Origin of the sequence: Pseudomonas tructae (assembly GCF_004214895.1) — a bacterium.
In the GTDB taxonomy this organism is placed as follows: domain Bacteria; phylum Pseudomonadota; class Gammaproteobacteria; order Pseudomonadales; family Pseudomonadaceae; genus Aquipseudomonas; species Aquipseudomonas tructae.
On sequence record NZ_CP035952.1, the window covers coordinates 4,608,551 to 4,628,659 of the forward strand.

11 protein-coding genes, 2 tRNA genes and 3 rRNA genes are annotated in these 20,109 nt (G+C 58.6%); 7 read left to right on the forward strand and 9 right to left on the reverse strand.

Features of this window, described 5'->3' with window-relative positions:
• The first annotated feature begins 111 nt into the window (after positions 1-111).
• The 3 genes from EXN22_RS21115 to EXN22_RS21125 are packed head-to-tail and all read left to right on the forward strand — an operon-like array spanning position 112 to position 7,428.
• On the forward strand, positions 112-2,877 hold the full coding sequence (locus EXN22_RS21115) for a TonB-dependent receptor (RefSeq protein WP_165392245.1): 2,766 nt from the start codon (positions 112-114) through the stop codon (positions 2,875-2,877).
• 11 nt (positions 2,878-2,888) lie between these two features.
• The gene (locus EXN22_RS21120) at positions 2,889-4,592 is read left to right on the forward strand and encodes an ABC transporter ATP-binding protein/permease (protein WP_130265890.1); all 1,704 of its coding nucleotides are present in this window, start codon (positions 2,889-2,891) and stop codon (positions 4,590-4,592) included.
• The gene (locus EXN22_RS21125; protein WP_218567653.1) at positions 4,582-7,428 is read left to right on the forward strand and encodes a M16 family metallopeptidase; all 2,847 of its coding nucleotides are present in this window, start codon (positions 4,582-4,584) and stop codon (positions 7,426-7,428) included. Before EXN22_RS21120 ends, EXN22_RS21125 begins: the two co-directional genes overlap by 11 nt.
• Here EXN22_RS21125 and EXN22_RS21130 read toward each other — a convergent pair.
• From EXN22_RS21130 to EXN22_RS21140, 3 genes are all read right to left on the reverse strand, one after another.
• A complete protein-coding gene (locus tag EXN22_RS21130) occupies positions 7,398-8,345 on the reverse strand; it encodes a FecR domain-containing protein (RefSeq protein ID WP_130265891.1) in 948 nt (315 codons plus the stop codon). The two genes, EXN22_RS21125 and EXN22_RS21130, sit on opposite strands and share 31 nt — an antisense overlap.
• Entirely contained in the window at positions 8,342-8,848 is a 507-nt protein-coding gene (locus tag EXN22_RS21135; protein ID WP_165392246.1) for a sigma-70 family RNA polymerase sigma factor, read from the reverse strand. Before EXN22_RS21135 ends, EXN22_RS21130 begins: the two co-directional genes overlap by 4 nt.
• Positions 8,849-8,924: 76 nt before the next feature.
• A complete protein-coding gene (locus EXN22_RS21140) occupies positions 8,925-9,818 on the reverse strand; it encodes a LysR family transcriptional regulator (RefSeq protein ID WP_130265892.1) in 894 nt (297 codons plus the stop codon).
• A 102-nt stretch (positions 9,819-9,920) separates the two neighbouring features.
• Here EXN22_RS21140 and EXN22_RS21145 point away from each other — a divergent pair, with 102 nt between their 5' ends.
• Together EXN22_RS21145 and EXN22_RS21150 are read left to right on the forward strand one after the other, a co-directional pair.
• On the forward strand, positions 9,921-10,607 hold the full coding sequence (locus tag EXN22_RS21145; protein WP_130265893.1) for an NADPH-dependent F420 reductase: 687 nt from the start codon (positions 9,921-9,923) through the stop codon (positions 10,605-10,607).
• Between the two features lie 348 nt (positions 10,608-10,955).
• Positions 10,956-11,258, forward strand: coding sequence for a hypothetical protein (locus tag EXN22_RS21150; RefSeq protein ID WP_130265894.1), 303 nt, complete (start codon positions 10,956-10,958; stop codon positions 11,256-11,258).
• A 237-nt stretch (positions 11,259-11,495) separates the two neighbouring features.
• On the opposite strand, the gene rrf is transcribed toward EXN22_RS21150, so the two are convergent.
• From rrf to EXN22_RS21175, 5 genes are all read right to left on the reverse strand, one after another.
• Positions 11,496-11,611, reverse strand: a 5S ribosomal RNA gene (gene rrf / locus EXN22_RS21155).
• Positions 11,612-11,755: 144 nt separating this feature from the next.
• Positions 11,756-14,645, reverse strand: a 23S ribosomal RNA gene (locus EXN22_RS21160).
• A 223-nt stretch (positions 14,646-14,868) separates the two neighbouring features.
• A tRNA-Ala gene (locus EXN22_RS21165) sits at positions 14,869-14,944 on the reverse strand.
• Between the two features lie 10 nt (positions 14,945-14,954).
• Positions 14,955-15,031: transfer RNA gene (locus tag EXN22_RS21170), tRNA-Ile, on the reverse strand.
• An 85-nt stretch (positions 15,032-15,116) separates the two neighbouring features.
• Positions 15,117-16,653, reverse strand: a 16S ribosomal RNA gene (locus tag EXN22_RS21175).
• The 16S, 23S and 5S rRNA genes sit together here with 2 tRNA genes alongside, the layout of an rRNA operon.
• Before the next feature lie 559 nt (positions 16,654-17,212).
• Between EXN22_RS21175 and EXN22_RS21185 the strand changes: the two genes are divergently transcribed.
• Both EXN22_RS21185 and EXN22_RS21190 read left to right on the forward strand, forming a co-directional pair.
• Positions 17,213-18,019: an aminoglycoside phosphotransferase family protein gene (locus tag EXN22_RS21185; protein ID WP_130265895.1), complete on the forward strand. Its 807-nt coding sequence runs from the start codon at positions 17,213-17,215 to the stop codon at positions 18,017-18,019.
• Positions 18,020-18,070: 51 nt separating this feature from the next.
• Positions 18,071-18,952 carry a formate/nitrite transporter family protein gene (locus EXN22_RS21190; protein WP_130265896.1) on the forward strand — a complete coding sequence of 294 codons (882 nt, stop codon included), beginning with the start codon at positions 18,071-18,073 and terminating at the stop codon, positions 18,950-18,952.
• On the opposite strand, the gene EXN22_RS21195 is transcribed toward EXN22_RS21190, so the two are convergent.
• Positions 18,949-20,049: an MBL fold metallo-hydrolase gene (locus EXN22_RS21195; RefSeq protein WP_130265897.1), complete on the reverse strand. Its 1,101-nt coding sequence runs from the start codon at positions 20,047-20,049 to the stop codon at positions 18,949-18,951. The genes EXN22_RS21190 and EXN22_RS21195 overlap by 4 nt on opposite strands.
• Positions 20,050-20,109: the final 60 nt, after the last annotated feature.

Below are 20,109 nucleotides of genomic sequence, written 5' to 3' on the forward strand. Positions count from 1 at the left end.
CTGAAAATCTGCTGAACACCCTTGTCCCTTTTTCAATCTGGATCGGCACAGCAATCGATAATGATTTCCACTTCGGTGGAGTTGCATCGAGACTGCATAGGATCCCGATTGATGTTCCGTCATCACCCCCACCTTCCGTCGTTGCTGTGTGCTTCATTGTTGCTGGTTGCTGTGCCTCCTGCCCTGGCCGAAGAAGCCGGGCGCAGTGTTGGGCAGTCTGCTGAAAAACGTTACTTTTCCCTGCCCGCCGGGCCGCTGGGTTTGAGCCTGGCACGTTTTGCCGAGCATGCCGGGATTCGCCTGGCGTTCGATGCGCGACTGGTCGACAAGATCCAGGCACCTCCACTGCAAGGCAATTTCAGCGCGGTGGCCGGCCTGCAACTGCTGCTCGACGGGACCGGGCTGACCTATGAAGTAGCCGATGGCGGCTATCTGATCAAGGCGCAGAAAATCGACAGCGTGAGGCTGCCCAGTACCGCGGTGACCGGCCCTGAACTGCAAGAAGAAAACCGCTTCGCCCACCCGTTCAAGCTGACCGCCGAGCAAATCGAAAAGCGCCCCCAGGCCAACAGCAACCTGACCGATCTGCTGCGCAGCCATCCACTGGTGCAGTTCTCCAATCAAAGCCAGAACGGCATGAGTCAGGGGGAAATCAAGCCCGACTCGATCTCGATCCATGGTTCACGCCCCTACCAGGGGTTGTTCAGCCTGGACGGCATGCGCATGAACAATGACCTGGACCCCGTTGATGCTGGCAACGGCGTGACCCTGGCTTCAGGCACCTCCAGCGAGCAGGGCTTTTATCTGGACAGCCGCCTGGTCGAGAGCCTCGAAGTCCATGATTCGAACATCTCCGCTCGCTACAGCGGCTTTACCGGGGGTGTGGTAGAGGCCACTTCGCGCAGTTGGCGCGGCGGTCAGGCCGGGCGGATCTACTACCGGCACACCGACGCCGACTGGAACCGCACCTTCACTGACGACAGCCTGGACTTCGACAGTGCCAATAACAGCGCCTCGCACCCCTCGCGCTTCCAGCCCAACTATCAGAAAAGCGACTATGGCTTCTGGGGCGAAACGCAGTTGGCGGAAAACCTCGGGGTGGTGGTCAGCGCTTCGCGGCGTGATTCGAAAATCCCCATGCGTGACCTCGGCGGGCTGGGCTTCGAGCTTGAGGGCGAAGAGCTGATCGGTTTCAACCATCCGGCGAGTACTCGCATGCAACGGCGCCAGTCCGACAACCTGTCGAGCAAGTTCAGTTGGTACGCCACCCCGGATACTACGGTGCACTGGACAGTGCTGTACTCAGGCTACGAGGAGCAGATGTTCCAGAACACCGTGGCCAACTCCGGTTACCACAATAGCCACGATGGCCTGGCCAGCATCCTCAAGCTGGAGCACCTGACCTCACTGGGCCAACTGGAACTCAACGCCAGCTACCGGCACCTGACCGATATTCGCGACAGCGACACCGACTACCGGGTCTCGTTGCTCGACTCCAGCGATTGGCGCAACCCTAGCACTTACGATTACGGCGGCCCCGGCAGCCTGAACAGCTACCAGGACACCCTCGAGCTGTCTGGGCAGTTTGCCTTCGACCGGATCTTCGCCGCCGGGCTTGGGCATCGCATTACCCTGGGTGCCGGGCTCAACCGCGTGGATGCGGAGTTCGAGCGCGAGCAAACCTATTACGCCGCCAACTTCACGATGATGGACGAGTTCATCAACCTGCGGCAGGTGGATGCCTTCTTCGCCGGCACCGCGAACACCCGCTACACCAGCTACCACCTGTTCGCCGAGGACGAAATGGACTGGGGACGCTTGACCGTTCGCCCCGGCCTGCGCCTGGATCGCGACGATTTCGTCGAGCGCAGCAACCTGGCGCCACGCCTGTCGGTGTCCTTCGACGCCTTCGGCAACGGCGCGACCGTACTCAAGGCCGGCGCCAACCGTTACTACGGCAGCTCAATGTTGACCTATGCGCTGTATGGCGCACAAAACGGTGGCCTCAAACACTGTTACTTCGGTTGCTGGCCGATGATTGATGAAGGCGACGGGACCTGGGACGCCACACCGGACTATGAAGGCCTGGACCAGTTGAAAACGCCTTACAGTGATGAGCTGATGCTCGGTATCGACCAGCGCTGGGGCAACAGCCTGTGGGCCTTGCAGTACGTCAACCGCAAGCACCGCGACGAAGTGCGCAGCCGGCCCAAGTACCCTGACAGCAGGGCCTCCGACAAGCGCAGCGTCAAGGAATTTGTTAACGACAGCAAAACCGACAGCGACAACGTCTACCTGAGCGTCAGCATGATCGAGCCGCTGCGCGGCTTGCACGCCGAGCACCGTTTCAGCGCCGCCCTCGCCTGGCAGAAGACGCGCAGCGACACGGCCCTGGAACTGGGCTACAGCGAAATCGACCTGAGCATGAAACTGGACCCCAGCAAGGCCTGGTTCGAGGGCAAGGTGATCGATGCCAAGGACCTGCCGGCCAGCGACTTCAACGCGCCCTGGAAACTCAACCTGGACTGGCAGGCCGATTGGCAGGACTACAGCGTGTCGCTGTTCAACCGCCTGACGTGGGAGAGCAGTCGCGATCAGGTGTACAAGCACGACACCGGCGTGGACGGCTACTACCCGTTACCTGACAGCAACCTGCGTGTCCGCAAGTACAGCTCGGCGCGGATCGGTTCGCTGTGGCGCTGGGACACCAGCCTTGAGTGGAAGCCGGCGTTCGCCCACGGCCTGGGCTTCAACGCCCAGGTCAACAACGTGCTGAACAACAAGAACCAGAGCGACACGATGTCCTGGAACGGTGGCACTTACAAAATCTACCAACCGGGCCGCCAGGTCTGGCTGGGGTTGTCCTACGACTTCTGATGTGAATCCTGATGAAACGACTTCGACAGTTCTGGGCCATCACTGCGCCCTTCTGGCGCTCGCGCGCGGCGCTGCCGGCCTGGTTGCTACTGGCGGCGGTGATCAGCCTGACGCTGCTGAGCGTGTGGTTCAGTGTGCGGATGAACCAGTGGAACGGGGACTTCTACAATGCCCTGCAAGCGCTGGACGGCAAGGCGCTGTACCCGCTGCTGTACAGCTTCGTCGGCCTGGTGATGGCAATGATTCTGGTGGTGGTGTATGCCGACTACCTGCGCAAGCTGCTGCTGATCCGCTGGCGTGGCTGGCTGACCGAACACTGGTGCGCGCGCTGGCTGTCGGCTGACAGTCATCATTATCGCCTGCAACTTACGGGCAGCGAGCCAGACAACCCGGACCAGCGGATCGCCGATGATGTGCGCCTGATGGTCGAGCATTCGCTCAAGCTGCTGGTGTCCTTCACCCGCTCAGTGGTCTCGCTGGTTTCCTTCGTCAGCATCCTCTGGAGCTTGTCGGGCGCCTTTAGCTTCAGCCTTGCCGGGCACACTTACCGGCTGCCCGGCTACATGGTCTGGACGTGCCTGGCCTACACCCTGGCCGGCATTGCCTTGACCCACTGGATCGGCGGCGCCTTGCAGGGCCTGAACGTCGGCCAGCAAAGGCGCGAGGCTGACTTGCGCAGCGCTTTGATCCTGCGCCGCCGTCATGCCGATGCCATCGCCGGCCAGCACGGCGAGGTCCAGGAGCGTGAAGCACTGCGCACGCGCTTCGCCGAAGTCATCGGCAACTGGTACCACTTGATGCGTGCCGAACGCAACCTGGCGTTCTTTACCGTTGGCTACCAGCAGACCACCCTGCTGGCACCGTTCTTCTTCGCCCTGCCCAAGTTCCTGTCCGGCGAGTTGCAACTGGGTGGGCTGATGCGCATTCAATCCGCTTTCGGCCAGGTGGCTGCGGCATTGAGCTGGTTCATCTACGCCTACCGTGATATCGCCGCCTGGTCGGCCTGCGTCGAACGCTTGCATGGTTTTGCAAGCCAACTGGACGCGCCGTTACCGGCCACGGCAGCAACGCCCATTCCAAGAGGCGATGCACTGCTGGACGCACGGCTCACCGTACAGCGTATCGACGGTTCAGCGTTGCTGCCGATGCTGCACCTGCGCCTGAAGCCAGGCACCCTGAGCGTGCTGCGCGGACGTTCCGGCCTGGGCAAATCCACCCTGCTACGCGCCCTGGCCGGCTACTGGCCGCACATCGATGGGCAACTGGCACGGCGCACACCGGTATTCTGGCTGCCACAGGATCCTTACCTCGGGGATGGGTCACTGGCCGATCTGCTCGCCTATCCAAGCCCGCCCAGCGCTTTTAGCGAAGAACGCTTGCACTGGGCGCTGGACGAAGTCGGGATGGGCCATTGGCGTGATCGACTCGCTCACTGTAGCAATTGGATGCAGCGGCTTTGCGGCGGCGAACGCCAGCGCCTGCTGGTCGCCCGCCTGCTGCTCAACCGCCCTGCCCTGCTGCTGCTCGACGAAAGCCTTTCGGCCCTTGATCCCCCGGCCGCCAGCAGCTTGCTGGGCTTGCTGCGCCGCCATCTGGTCGACAGCGCGATCCTGCTGGCCAGCCACCAACCCCATCTTGCCGAGCATGCCGACCAGGTAGTGGACCTGGACGCCCTGACTCGTCCTTCCGAGGAAGCCCTTGCCCATGAACGCTAGACCCCTTCTGACGCTGTGCATGCTGCTGGGCCTGACGGCGTGTGGCAGTAGCACAACGCCGCGCAGCGCCGCCCCATTGCCCGAGACGCCCCGTACAGAACTGCCGGTACGCCCTGAACTGCGCGACTACCATTTGCCCAACGGCCTGCGGGTCATGCTGGTACCGCGCCAGACCGACGGTGTGGAACTGCGCCTGCTGGTGGCCAGCGGTTCGCTGCAGGAGAGCACGCAGCAACGCGGCCTGGCGCATTTTGTCGAACACATGGCGTTCAAGGGCAGCCGCAACTTCCCCGGCAAGGCTGGCCTGGCCGCACTGGAACGCCTGGGGATGAGCCTGGGCCCTGACATCAACGCCGCGACGAGCTTCAACAGTACTCTGTACAAGATTTCCCTGGCAGACGACGACACTGCCCACGCCGATCTGGCCCTGCGGCTGATGGCTGACTGGGCGTCACAGCTCAGTTTCGATTCAGCGGCATTTGAAGCCGAGCGCGAAGTGATCGTCGAAGAATGGCGGCTGCGCCAGGGCGTCGGCCAGCGTATCAATCAACAACTCGACGACCTTCTGTACCAGGACAGCGACTACCAACAACGCAGCCCCATCGGCGACCTGGAGGTCATTCGGCATGCCCCGCTGGAGCAGGCACAGGCTTTTTACCGCGACTGGTACCAACCCCAGCGCATGACCTTGCTGCTGGTCGGGCGCTTCGATGAGGCGCAACTGCGCCAGCGCATCGATACCCTGTTCGCCGGCCAGCCGCGCGGAACCGCGCCACCGGCAAGCACGGCCCAGTTTCGCGATACCAAGGCATTGCGCGTAGCCTCGGTGTTCGATGCCGAACAGAGCCAGCGTCTGCTGCAACTGGTCCTGCAACGCACTCTGCCTGCCACGCTGGACAGCCAGAACGGCCAATGGCGTGATCTGATCGATGCCTTGTGGCTGAGTGTGCTGGATGAGCGCCTTGACCTGCTGGTCGAGCAAGGGCTGTTCAACCAGGCCGGCGTTACAGAACGCGCCACCCTGCTTGACGCTCGCCGCGGCCAGTACCGGATGCTGCTGCACCCACGCGACGGCAACTATGCCAAGGCCGCCGAGGTGTTGTTCACTGAACTGCAGCGCATGGCCCAACATCCTGTGAGCGTGCAAGAACTCGAAGCGGCCAAGCAACGCCTGCAGGAAAAGCTCGAGCAGCAGGCTGCTGGCCAACAACGTTACGCCAACCAGGTGCTGGCCGATGGCCTGGCGCAAGCCGTCGAGTTCCAGATGCCACTGTTCGACAAGCGTCAACAATGGCAAATCACGCAAGCCTGGTTGCCAACGATAGGGGTACTCCATCTGCAGGCGGCCGTCAGCGAACTGCTGGCCGAGGCATCGCCACGACTGGCCCTGGTAGGTCCTCAGGGCGATGCTCCAAAGTCCGACGATGGCCAATGGGCCGCACGCTGGCACAAAGCCTTGTCCAGCCAGCCTGGGCCGTTTCCCTATAGCGCAACAACCCAGCAACTGACGCTGAAGACGCCCGTTCAAGGCAGCCTGAGCAAAGCCGCTGCCCTGCCGGAAGTGGGCGCGGTGCAATGGCATCTGGGCAATGGCCTGCGGATCATCGTCAAGTCCGATTCGACCCTGCAGGACAATGTGCGCCTGGAGCTGCGCCAGAGCGGCGGCACTTCGCTGGAGGACATCCACCAGGCCGGCCTCGCCAACTGGGCCACGGGCCTGGCCGAGCGCAGTGGCTACGGTAATTATTCAGCCTTGCAGCTGGCACGCCTGGGGCAAGCCAGCCAGGTGCAACTGCAACCGTTCAGCGAAAGCCTGTTCCACGGAATGCGCGGCAGCGCACCGGCCGACCAGCTCGAACCGCTGTTCAAACTGCTGCACCTGAAGCTATCGGCACCGCGCTTCGATCCCCAGCGGCTGGAGGAAATGCGCCAGCGTTACGCCGCAAGCCTGGACAACATGCCCGGGGAGCGGCGCTTCATGGATGCGATCAACCGCACCGCCTATAGCAACGGCGAGCGCCTGGTCAGCGATGCCCAGGGCCCCTGGCGAGACTTCAACGCCGAGCAGTTGCGCCAGGCCTATCACGGATTGTTCGGCATACGTCAGGGCATGACCCTGGTGGTGTCTGGCCCAGTGGACCTGGCTCGCCTGGAACAGCTTTCGCGCACCTGGCTGGCCAGCCTGCCGACGGCGCCAGGGCCTTTGCTGCACTGGCGTGACCTGGGTGTGCAGCCACTGCAGCAAAGCCTGCAGCAAGAATACGCCTGGTCGAGCAGCCCCAAGACCATGGTCAATCTGCTCTACAGCAACCCGGCACAGTGGCGTGCGGAAGATGCCCTGGCACTGCAACTGGTGGATAAAGTGGCCAACCAGCGTTTACGCCAGGCCATTCGCGATGAGGCGTCGGGGGTGTACGCCATTGGTTTCAGCCAGTTGCTGGCACGCTTGCCGTCGGCCTATTACCTGGCGCGGTTGAACTTCACCGCCTCCCCCGAGCGCGCCGAAGCACTGACCGCCAAGGCGCAAACCGTGCTGAGCGAGTTGGCCGAGCACGGGATCAGCCAAGCCGAACTGCAACAGGCCCGCCAGGCGCTGCTCAACGAGCAGGTTCAGCAACGTCGCAGCGCCGTCTACTGGAGTGAAGCACTGGCGCAGGTGGCGATGGTCGACAACGATTTCCGCAGCCTGGCTCAAGCCCCAGAGCGTTTGCACAAGCTCGAGTTATCCAGGGTCAACGCGCTGTGTCGCCAACTGCTGGGACGCCACCCCAAGTTGTTCGAGTTGACACCTGAGCACGCAAACCTTCAGGCGACCGGGACCAGCGTCGCCCAGTAACGGGTACGGTACTGCATCTTCACCGGCAGCACCTGGCTCAGGGTCGCCAGTACCTGTTCCGGGTTTTTCAGGTCAAAGACACCTGAAACACGCAGTTCTGCGACCTTCGGGTCGCAGTACAGCCGGCCGCTGCGGTAGCGGTCCAGTTCCTGGGTGAACTCTGCCAGGCGCATACCATCACTGATCAGCAAGCCACGGGTCCAGGCATCCGAGGCCAGGGGCAGTTCCTGGCGACGGCTATCATTGCCCGAGAACAACAGTTGCTGGCCACCTTCAAGACGCTGCTCCTGGGCGCCATGGATGACACTGAGCTGCCCCTGATAAACACAGACACGCTGCAGATCGCCCTCCAGGGCTCGGACCGCAAAGCGCGCCTGGCCAGCCCAAAGTCGCGCTTGAGGTAACTGGACCTGAGTGGACTCGGCCAACACCTGGCGCGAGTCGACCATGATCTCGCCCTTGAGCAGCGCAATCCGGGTGCCTTCGCGGTCATGGCGGATATCCAGTGCCGTGGCGGTGTTCATGGCCAGGTGCAAGTGATTGTCCAACGTCAGTTGGCGCAGTTCACCGGTACCGGTGTGGTAGTCCGTGCTCAGTTCCGGCCAGGCCAGGCGTTGCCCGCTGTAAGCCAGCACGCCGGTACCTGCGAACAACAGGCAGAGTTTGCCGACAACTGCACGGCGAGATGCGTGGACCGGTGTCGCCTGCAAGGAATGCAGCAGAAGCCGCCCCTGGGCACCTGACAAGCGCTGGCCAAGCGTCTCGACGCGCAGCCAGGCTTCACGATTGTGCTCACTGGCTGCCAACCAGGCCTGCCAATGGCTGTGCCGCGGGTCGTCATCCAGTACTTCGCGCAACTCGATGAGCCAGTCCAGCGCTTCGCTCAGGCTCTGCTGTTCGCCACGTGGCGCGCTCATGCCTCCAGCTCCAGTTCCAGCTCCAGGCAACGCAACAGGGCGGTGTGCATGTACTTCTTGATCGAACTGACGGTGACACCCAGGCGTTCGGCAGCTTGCGCGTATTTCAGGCCGTCCACCTGGCAGAGCAGGAAGGCCTGACGCACTTTCACCGGCAAACTGGTAAGCATTCGATCCAGGGCATACAGGGTTTCGAGGATCGAGCAGGTCAGCTCAGGCGACGCACCCAGGGCTTCAGGCATCTGCTGCAGGGTTGTCAGGTAGGCACGTTCGAGTTCCTTGCGACGCACCTTGTCGACCATCAGACCGTGGGCGATGGTCCTGAGAAAGGCTCGCGGTTCACGCAGGTCATCAAGGTTGCGGTTGAGTACCTTGACGAAGATGTCATGCGCCAGGTCAGCAGCGTCGCTGGAGCAGCCCAAACGTTGTTGCAACCATCCCTTGAGCCAGCCGCAATGTTCCCGATAGAGGCTGACGACTACTTCCTTGGTATGCATGATCATCTAGACACAAGAAATAATCGTTAATGATAATCATTATTTATACTGAATGGAAAGCTGAACCTCACTTCCATAATCATCACGACACCGCGAAGCGCTCCATTACGGCCTCAATGAATCGACGCAGTTTGGCGGTTCGCTGCCGGTTGGCCGTGTACAGCAGATGCATCGGTCGACTGGGCGCCTGGTAATCAACCAGCACCCGCACCAGCTCGCCACTGCACAGCGCTGGTCGAAGAAAGTCCTCAGGGCCCAGTACGATGCCAAAGCCATCAAGCGCCGCCGACATCAGTGCCCTGCTCTCGTTGACCTGCAAACGGCTGCTTACCTGGACCTTGTGTACCGTATCGCCCTGGATGAACTGCCATTGCTGGTCGGCGGGGCGTGACCAGTAGGCATACCCCAGGCATTCATGCTCATGCAGATCGGCGGGTTTTTGCGGTACACCACGCGCCGCCAGATATGCCGGCGCGGCACAAGTCACCAGCCGATAGGGGGCAAGCGGCCTTGCAGTCAGGCTGGACGTGCTCAGCGGACCGATGCGAAACGCCACCTCGAAGCCCTCCTCCACCAGGTCAACGAGACGGTCAGTCAAATGCAGGTCTATCTCGACCTGCGGGTACTGACGCAAAAAGTCGGTCACCAGCGGCATCAGGCTGTAGGAGCCAAAGGTCACCGGCGCGCTGACCTTCAGTTTGCCCCGAGGCATGTCGTTCATGATCTGCGCCAGGGAATCGGCTGCCTGCGCCTCGCCGAGGATATGCTTGCAGCGCTCGTAGTAAGCGCTGCCAAGCTGGGTCAGGCTCTGCCGCCGAGTAGTACGGTTGAGCAAGCGAGCGCCCAGGCGCTGCTCAAGAGCGGCCACGTGCTTGGCGACCATCTGTGCTGACATGCCCAGACGCAGCGCCGCGCTGGCGTAGGAGCCGGCTTCGGCCGCCACGACAAAGGCTTCCATGCTGGTCAGACGATCCATGATTCCATACTCCTGGTAACGACACTTGATCCAGATCGATAATTTATCTCCATCTGGTTGCCAATCATCATATCCGCTCCTATCAAGCAACGGAGCAAGGACATGCGTATCGGCATAATCGGGGCGGGCTTTATCGGTCGGGCAGTGGCACAGCTGGCGCTGGCGGCCGGGCATGAGGTGATGCTCAGCAACTCACGTGGGCCGCAGACCATGAGTAGCGTGCGCAGCGGCATTGCTGGCTGTGAAGTGGGCAATGCAGAGGAGGCTGCGCGATTCGCTGAGCTGGCATTGGTGGCGATTCCCTTCGCCCACTACCATAGCGTGCCGGCCCGGTGGTTGGAGGGCAAGATCGTCATGGACGCCAATAACTACTACCCGGATCGTGACGGCCGTTTTCCCGCGCTGGACAGATTCGAAACCACTACCACTCGTCTGCTGGCCGAGCACCTGCCAGGTTCGCGTGTGGTGAAGGTGTTCAACGCGATTCTTGCTCAGGACCTGGAGAAAGACGCACGTTTGCGGGGCGCCGCGGATCGGCGTGCCCTGCCCATTGCCGGCGACGATGGTGAAGCGAAATCGGTGGTGAGTACGCTGCTCGATGACCTGGGCTACGACGCGGTTGATGCCGGAGGCCTGGATGACAGCTGGCGGTTCGAACGGGCCAAGCCGGCTTATTGCATTCCCTTTGGTGTAGAGGGATTGAAGCTGGCGTTGGCACAAGCCGAGCGTGAGATTGAAGTACCTGAAGGTGCCTGGCGGCGTGAAGCCACAGTGTCCGGGCCAATCTGATCCGTATTTTGTAGCGTCATCTGAATCTGTTTCGGTAACAGCGCCAGAGGGAAAATGTTCCTGCGCCTCGCTCTACCGGGCGTATTTCGCGGCTGCAGCCTGGCGCTGCACCGCAAACCTTCATCTGGAGCGCTCAATGGGTAAGCTTGCATTCTTCGTCGTGGGTTTTCTGGCGCTGGCCATTGCGATTGGCGCACTTGGAACCATCTCCCCGCTGTAACCAACACTGATCTCCAAGCGTGTGACTCAAGCCTGCGGCACCGCATTGACGATGGCGCCGCATCTGCCGCCAACCTGTGCGAAAATAGAGGGCTTTTGTTCATATGTTTGGAGATGTACAGCTTGGTAATGCACTACTCAACCAGCAGCGACACCGTCGCCTGCGGTCGCGCCGGTAATAACCTCACCAGCACCTCCACCCCTGACCTGGTTTCCTGCAAATCCTGTCAGCGGTCCCTGGTCAAGACGGATTCGCCGGCTTCGGCCAAGAAATCCACCCCATCCCTGGCAGAGCTGCGCAAACAGCGTACAGCCAATGCCAGCCCTGCCCCTAGCATGTTCTGCTTCAAAGCCAACTGGCGTGCACGCCTGACCAGCCTGCCCGGCAGCAGCCGCCTGCCGCGTGGCGCGGTGCCTCAGCGCTTTGTCTGAGCGACCTGCCTGAGATCACGTGGGGCCCGCGGCTCCCACGTGATCTTCCCCCTTGGATCTATATACACCGGATCTGTGGGAGCGGGCCTTGCCCCGCGATAGCTCTCTGTCAGGTACATCGCATCGCGGGGCAAGTCGGGTCGCCGCATCGCCGCTCCCACAGCCCCGTAGATTTTTGTGAGCGCGGAAAAGACAAAACCCCTACCTGCATGCGCAGATAGGGGTTTCGGAATTTAATCTTGACGATGACCTACTCTCACATGGGGAAACCCCACACTACCATCGGCGATGCATCGTTTCACTTCTGAGTTCGGGATGGGATCAGGTGGTTCCAATGCTCTATGGTCGTCAAGAAATTCTGTTGCCAGAAGGTCTTGTTTAAGACACTCCAGCGAATCGGGTATGTGATGGTTTGTGAGGTACAAATTCTCGGCTTTGTGTCTTCACAACACCGCAATCTGATGCTCTTTCGAGTAGTCAAATTGCTTGGGTGTTATATGGTCAAGCCTCACGGGCAATTAGTATTGGTTAGCTCAACGCCTCACAGCGCTTACACACCCAACCTATCAACGTCGTAGTCTTCGACGGCCCTTCAGGGAGCTCAAGGCTCCAGTGAGATCTCATCTTGAGGCAAGTTTCCCGCTTAGATGCTTTCAGCGGTTATCTCTTCCGAACATAGCTACCCGGCAATGCCACTGGCGTGACAACCGGAACACCAGAGGTTCGTCCACTCCGGTCCTCTCGTACTAGGAGCAGCCCCTCTCAAATCTCAAACGTCCACGGCAGATAGGGACCGAACTGTCTCACGACGTTCTAAACCCAGCTCGCGTACCACTTTAAATGGCGAACAGCCATACCCTTGGGACCGGCTTCAGCCCCAGGATGTGATGAGCCGACATCGAGGTGCCAAACACCGCCGTCGATATGAACTCTTGGGCGGTATCAGCCTGTTATCCCCGGAGTACCTTTTATCCGTTGAGCGATGGCCCTTCCATACAGAACCACCGGATCACTAAGACCTACTTTCGTACCTGCTCGACGTGTCTGTCTCGCAGTCAAGCGCGCTTTTGCCTTTATACTCTACGACCGATTTCCGACCGGTCTGAGCGCACCTTCGTACTCCTCCGTTACTCTTTAGGAGGAGACCGCCCCAGTCAAACTACCCACCATACACTGTCCTCGATCCGGATAACGGACCTGAGTTAGAACCTCAAAGTTGCCAGGGTGGTATTTCAAGGATGGCTCCACGCGAACTGGCGTCCACGCTTCAAAGCCTCCCACCTATCCTACACAAGCAAATTCAAAGTCCAGTGCAAAGCTATAGTAAAGGTTCACGGGGTCTTTCCGTCTAGCCGCGGATACACTGCATCTTCACAGCGATTTCAATTTCACTGAGTCTCGGGTGGAGACAGCGCCGCCATCGTTACGCCATTCGTGCAGGTCGGAACTTACCCGACAAGGAATTTCGCTACCTTAGGACCGTTATAGTTACGGCCGCCGTTTACCGGGGCTTCGATCAAGAGCTTCGCGTTAGCTAACCCCATCAATTAACCTTCCGGCACCGGGCAGGCGTCACACCCTATACGTCCACTTTCGTGTTTGCAGAGTGCTGTGTTTTTAATAAACAGTCGCAGCGGCCTGGTATCTTCGACCGGCATGGGCTTACGGAGCAAGTCCTTCACCCTCACCGGCGCACCTTCTCCCGAAGTTACGGTGCCATTTTGCCTAGTTCCTTCACCCGAGTTCTCTCAAGCGCCTTGGTATTCTCTACCCAACCACCTGTGTCGGTTTGGGGTACGGTTCCTGGTTACCTGAAGCTTAGAAGCTTTTCTTGGAAGCATGGCATCAACCACTTCGTCGCCTAATGGCAACTCGTCATCAGCTCTCGGCCTTAAGATCCCGGATTTACCTAAGATCTCAGCCTACCACCTTAAACTTGGACAACCAACGCCAAGCTGGCCTAGCCTTCTCCGTCCCTCCATCGCAATAACCAGAAGTACAGGAATATTAACCTGTTTTCCATCGACTACGCTTTTCAGCCTCGCCTTAGGGACCGACTAACCCTGCGTCGATTAACGTTGCGCAGGAAACCTTGGTCTTTCGGCGTGGGAGTTTTTCACTCCCATTGTCGTTACTCATGTCAGCATTCGCACTTCTGATACCTCCAGCAAGCTTCTCAACTCACCTTCACAGGCTTACAGAACGCTCCTCTACCGCGTCACCTAAGTGACACCCGTAGCTTCGGTGTATGGTTTGAGCCCCGTTACATCTTCCGCGCAGGCCGACTCGACTAGTGAGCTATTACGCTTTCTTTAAAGGGTGGCTGCTTCTAAGCCAACCTCCTAGCTGTCTAAGCCTTCCCACATCGTTTCCCACTTAACCATAACTTTGGGACCTTAGCTGACGGTCTGGGTTGTTTCCCTTTTCACGACGGACGTTAGCACCCGCCGTGTGTCTCCCATGCTCGGCACTTGTAGGTATTCGGAGTTTGCATCGGTTTGGTAAGTCGGGATGACCCCCTAGCCGAAACAGTGCTCTACCCCCTACAGTGATACATGAGGCGCTACCTAAATAGCTTTCGAGGAGAACCAGCTATCTCCGAGCTTGATTAGCCTTTCACTCCGATCCACAGGTCATCCGCTAACTTTTCAACGGTAGTCGGTTCGGTCCTCCAGTCAGTGTTACCTAACCTTCAACCTGCCCATGGATAGATCGCCCGGTTTCGGGTCTATACCCAGCGACTAAACGCGCTATTAACACTCGCTTTCGCTACGCCTCCCCTATTCGGTTAAGCTCGCCACTGAATATAAGTCGCTGACCCATTATACAAAAGGTACGCAGTCACCTAACAAGTAGGCTCCCACTGCTTGTACGCATACGGTTTCAGGATCTATTTCACTCCCCTCTCCGGGGTTCTTTTCGCCTTTCCCTCACGGTACTGGTTCACTATCGGTCAGTCAGTAGTATTTAGCCTTGGAGGATGGTCCCCCCATATTCAGACAAAGTTTCTCGTGCTCCGTCCTACTCGATTTCATGACCAAGAGATTTTCGCGTACAGGGCTATCACCCACTATGGCCGCACTTTCCAGAGCGTTCCGCTAATCTCAAAGCCACTTAAGGGCTAGTCCCCGTTCGCTCGCCACTACTAAGGGAATCTCGGTTGATTTCTTTTCCTCAGGGTACTTAGATGTTTCAGTTCCCCTGGTTCGCCTCTTGCACCTATGTATTCAGTACAAGATACTCAGCTTATGCTGAGTGGGTTCCCCCATTCAGAGATCTCCGGATCAAAGTCTGTTTGCCGACTCCCCGAAGCTTATCGCAGGCTACCACGTCTTTCATCGCCTCTGACTGCCAAGGCATCCACCGTATGCGCTTCTTCACTTGACCATATAACCCCAAGCAATCTGGTTATACTGTGAAGACAACATTCGCCGAAAATTTGTAATCACTCACAAATTTTACCTTAGCCTGAACACACACCAGTGAAAGTGCTGTCCAGTCTATCTTTCTATCACATACCCAAATTTTTAAAGAACGATTCTGAAAAAGTTCAGAAATCAATATTCGAAGCGAATATTCATTTCTAAGCTTTGACATGGTAACAAAGGGGTGGTGGAGCCAAGCGGGATCGAACCGCTGACCTCCTGCGTGCAAGGCAGGCGCTCTCCCAGCTGAGCTATGGCCCCAACAAGAAACTGGTGGGTCTGGGCAGATTCGAACTGCCGACCTCACCCTTATCAGGGGTGCGCTCTAACCAACTGAGCTACAGACCCAGTCAAGAGCTGTTACCGATATCGTCTTCTTCAATGAATCAAGCAATTCGTGTGGGAGCTCATAAGACAGCTGATGTCTGTCGATTAAGGAGGTGATCCAGCCGCAGGTTCCCCTACGGCTACCTTGTTACGACTTCACCCCAGTCATGAATCACACCGTGGTAACCGTCCTCCCGAAGGTTAGACTAGCTACTTCTGGTGCAACCCACTCCCATGGTGTGACGGGCGGTGTGTACAAGGCCCGGGAACGTATTCACCGCGACATTCTGATTCGCGATTACTAGCGATTCCGACTTCACGCAGTCGAGTTGCAGACTGCGATCCGGACTACGATCGGTTTTGTGAGATTAGCTCCACCTCGCGGCTTGGCAACCCTCTGTACCGACCATTGTAGCACGTGTGTAGCCCAGGCCGTAAGGGCCATGATGACTTGACGTCATCCCCACCTTCCTCCGGTTTGTCACCGGCAGTCTCCTTAGAGTGCCCACCATAACGTGCTGGTAACTAAGGACAAGGGTTGCGCTCGTTACGGGACTTAACCCAACATCTCACGACACGAGCTGACGACAGCCATGCAGCACCTGTGTCAGAGTTCCCGAAGGCACCAATCCATCTCTGGAAAGTTCTCTGCATGTCAAGGCCTGGTAAGGTTCTTCGCGTTGCTTCGAATTAAACCACATGCTCCACCGCTTGTGCGGGCCCCCGTCAATTCATTTGAGTTTTAACCTTGCGGCCGTACTCCCCAGGCGGTCAACTTAATGCGTTAGCTGCGCCACTAAAATCTCAAGGATTCCAACGGCTAGTTGACATCGTTTACGGCGTGGACTACCAGGGTATCTAATCCTGTTTGCTCCCCACGCTTTCGCACCTCAGTGTCAGTATGAGCCCAGGTGGTCGCCTTCGCCACTGGTGTTCCTTCCTATATCTACGCATTTCACCGCTACACAGGAAATTCCACCACCCTCTGCCCTACTCTAGCTCGCCAGTTTTGGATGCAGTTCCCAGGTTGAGCCCGGGGATTTCACATCCAACTTAACGAACCACCTACGCGCGCTTTACGCCCAGTAATTCCGATTAACGCTTGCACCCTCTGTATTACCGCGGCTGCTGGCACAGAGTTAGCCGGTGCTTATTCTGTCGGTAACGTCAAAATACTCACGTATTAGGTAAGTACCCTTCCTCCCAACTTAAAGTGCTTTACAATCCGAAGACCTTCTTCACACACGCGGCATGGCTGGATCAGGCTTTCGCCCATTGTCCAATATTCCCCACTGCTGCCTCCCGTAGGAGTCTGGACCGTGTCTCAGTTCCAGTGTGACTGATCATCCTCTCAGACCAGTTACGGATCGTCGCCTTGGTGAGCCATTACCTCACCAACTAGCTAATCCGACCTAGGCTCATCTGATAGCGCAAGGCCCGAAGGTCCCCTGCTTTCCCCCGTAGGGCGTATGCGGTATTAGCGTTCCTTTCGAAACGTTGTCCCCCACTACCAGGCAGATTCCTAGGTATTACTCACCCGTCCGCCGCTGAATCGAAGAGCAAGCTCTTCTCATCCGCTCGACTTGCATGTGTTAGGCCTGCCGCCAGCGTTCAATCTGAGCCATGATCAAACTCTTCAGTTCAATACTGCTTGGGTTTTGAGAAAACCCTAAACTTGGCTCAGCAATCTCAAATGACTTACTTTCAAATCTTTCGATTTTCGTGTAGCCACTTGTGATGCTGATAATCTTTTTGACTATCAGTCTGAACTCACAAGCACCCACACGAATTGCTTGATTCAGTTGTTAAAGAGCGGTTGGTTAAGAGCTTTTCGTCTCAACCGAGGCGCGCATTCTACGCTTTCCTCAGGATCTGTCAAGCGTTTATTTTGAAGTTTTTCGTTTCACTTCAAGCACTTGACTCGCTGCGATCTCTCGTTAGCGGGAGGCGAATTCTACAGCGTTTCAATCCGCTGTCAACCGCCTTTTTTCACCGCTAGCGATCTTTCGATCGAAGCCCTTCCAACACCACCCTGAACTGCTAACTCATTGAAACTCAAGGAGTTTTAAGTTCCGACTGCGCCGGAAGTGGGGCGAATTATAGAGAAACCAAATCGGACGTCAAGGGCTAATTTGAAAACCATTAAACAAAGGCATAATCACTCGCTTTATATAGATAGAAGCGCCGGAAAAGGAGGTCGCCATGTTCGAACCTTACGTACAACGCTGGGAGCTGATCGCTGATGGAGAGCCGATCATCACCCATAGCAGTCATTTGCTACCCGTCCTTTATAGAGGCAAGGCGGCAATGCTCAAGGTTGCCCATGAGCCGGAGGAGCAATTCGGCGCCCTGTTGATGAAGTGGTGGGACGGTAATGGCGCCGCCGCAGTCCTGCAGCATGCCGATCACGGTTTGTTGCTTGAGCGCGCGCAAGGCCCCAACTCCCTGACCGCTTACGCCGAGCAGGGACGTGACGCCGAAGCCACGCGCATCCTCTGTGCGGCCATCGCACGCTTGCACGCCCCACGTCACAAACCGCTACCGCCCCTGGTCGAGTTACGCCCCTGGTTTGCCGGCTTGTGGCCAGCCGCCGAACAACAGGGAGGCCTGTATCAATCCTGTGCCGATATCGCCCGGCAGTTGCTCGACTCCCCCCAGGAAGAATGCGTGCTGCATGGCGACATACACCACGCCAACATTCTCGACTTCGGTGAAAAAGGCTGGCTGGCCATCGATCCCAAGCGTTTGTACGGCGAGCGCGCATTCGACTACGCCAATCTTTTCTGCGACCCCAGCCACGCCATCGCTACCAACCCAGTGCTGTTTCATCAACGCTTGCAGATTGTTTGTCAAGTGGCCGACCTGCCCCGCCAGCGCATGCTGCAATGGATCATCGCCTGGGGTGGCTTATCGGCGGCCTGGTTCCTGGAGGATGACTTGTTTGAGGACGCGCGCACGCCCCTGAGTGTCGCGCAACTGGCACTCGACACGCTGCAGGCAGGCAACTAATCAACGTGGCGTCGATCTGTAGATAAGGCACCCTACACAAGAGCCACCGCCATGAGCCAAGCGCAAAGCGGCAAAACCCCGGGCCTGTCTGCGGACGAAGAGCAGGAAGTCAGCAATAACCAGCCACCCCGCGCGGCGGTGTTGCACGAGATCATTCGTTACCAGGGTGACCAGGAACTTGAACGTACCCTCGCCGCACTGTTCTGGTCGGCGCTGGCCGCCGGGTTGACCATGGGCCTGTCGCTGATGGCCATGGGGCTGTTCTATTCACGCTTGCCGGCAGATGACAGCAGTCAGGTGATCGCCAGCCTCGGTTACTCGGCGGGATTCCTTGCAGTGATCCTGGCCCGCCAGCAACTGTTTACCGAAAACACCCTGACCGCCGTGCTGCCGGTGATGACCGAACCGAGCATGCGTAATTTCGGGCGTTTGCTGCGTTTATGGTCAGTTGTACTGCTCGGCAACCTGGCTGGCACCATCCTGGTGGCCTACGTGATGCTCAACTTGCCGATCTTCGACAGCAAGACCGACATCGCCTTCCTCGACGTCGGCCGCAAGGTCATGGAGAACGACCTGAACCAGATGTTCGCCAAAGGGATCATCTCCGGCTGGATGATCGCCACCATGGTCTGGATGATCCCGTCGATGGAGAGCGCCAAGGTCTGGATCATCCTGATGATCACTTACCTGATGGCCCTGGGTGATTTCACCCATATCGTGGTCGGCTCTGTGGAAGTGTCATACCTGGTGTGGGCCGGCGAAGCCAGCTGGGCCACATTCTGGCTGGACTTCGCCGTACCGACCCTGGTCGGCAACATCATTGGCGGCAGCTTTATTTTCGCCCTGATCAGCCACGCGCAGGTGCGCAGCGACAGTGGCAAACCACCCTCTGCCGATCAGCAAAAATCGCCGTCGACAAGCAGCAAAACCTAAGGTTCTCGCGCCGCCAGCACCCGTTCGCCGCCCTTGCGCAGTTCGCGCTGGGGCTTGGACTGCCACCAGGCTGGCCCGCTATGGGGCTGCTCGATGCTGACCCGTTCGCCAATCTGCGGTGTGCTCAATTGCACCTGGGCTGCGTTGGCCAAGGCCAGGATGCGGTCGAGAGGTTCATGCCAGCTGTGGCTGGACAGGTCAAAGGTTGCGTTATGGATCGGCAACATCCAGCGCCCGCGCAGGTCCAGGTGCGCCTGCAGACTCTGCTCGGGCTGCATGTGCACATCGGGCCAGTTGACGTTGTAGGCGCCGGTTTCGATCAGGGTCAGGTCGAAGGGGCCGTACTGCTTGCCGATGGCCTTGAAGCCGTCGAAGTAACCGGTGTCGCCACTGAAAAACACCTTCAGTTGCTCATCGATGATCACCCAGGACGCCCACAGGGTACTGTTGCTGTCGAACAGACCGCGCCCGGAAAAATGCTGCGCGGGGGTTGCGACTAAACGCACGCCTTCGACGCTGGTTTCCTGCCACCAGTCCAGCTGCCGGACCTTGGCCGCCGGCACACCCCAGCCAATCAGGATGTCCCCCACGCCCAACGGCGTGATGAAGTGCTCGGCGCGCTCTGCCAGTTGGCGGATGGCCTGCTCGTCGAGGTGATCAAAATGGTCGTGAGACAAGATCACCGCGGTGAGTGGCGGTAATTCGTCAAGCTTCAGTGGCGGCGGATGAAAACGCCGCGGGCCGGCCCATTGCACGGGCGAGGCGCGTTCAGCGAACACCGGGTCGGTAATGAAGAAGCGCTCGCGCAGTTTCAACAGTACCGTGGAATGCCCCAGGCGCCAGACGCTGTGGTCCGGCGCCTCGAGCAACTGCAGGCGGCTCAGGGGTTGCACGGCGATGCTGACACTGGGACGGGTGTCGGCAGGCTTTTTCAGAAACAGGTACTTCAAGCCGATGCGCAGTTTTTTCAACATGCCGTCCTGCGGCAACTGCGCCTGGTTGTGGTAACGCCCATCCTGGCGTTGCGCCGGTTCACCGGCCTGTGGGGTCAGCGGTGCCATGAGCAGAAACACTCCAAGGATGAAGGTAAGTTTCATGTTACCCCACAGTGATTGGATCAACCGTGAAATGGCTTGTAAGGCCATTTTTCAATAGCC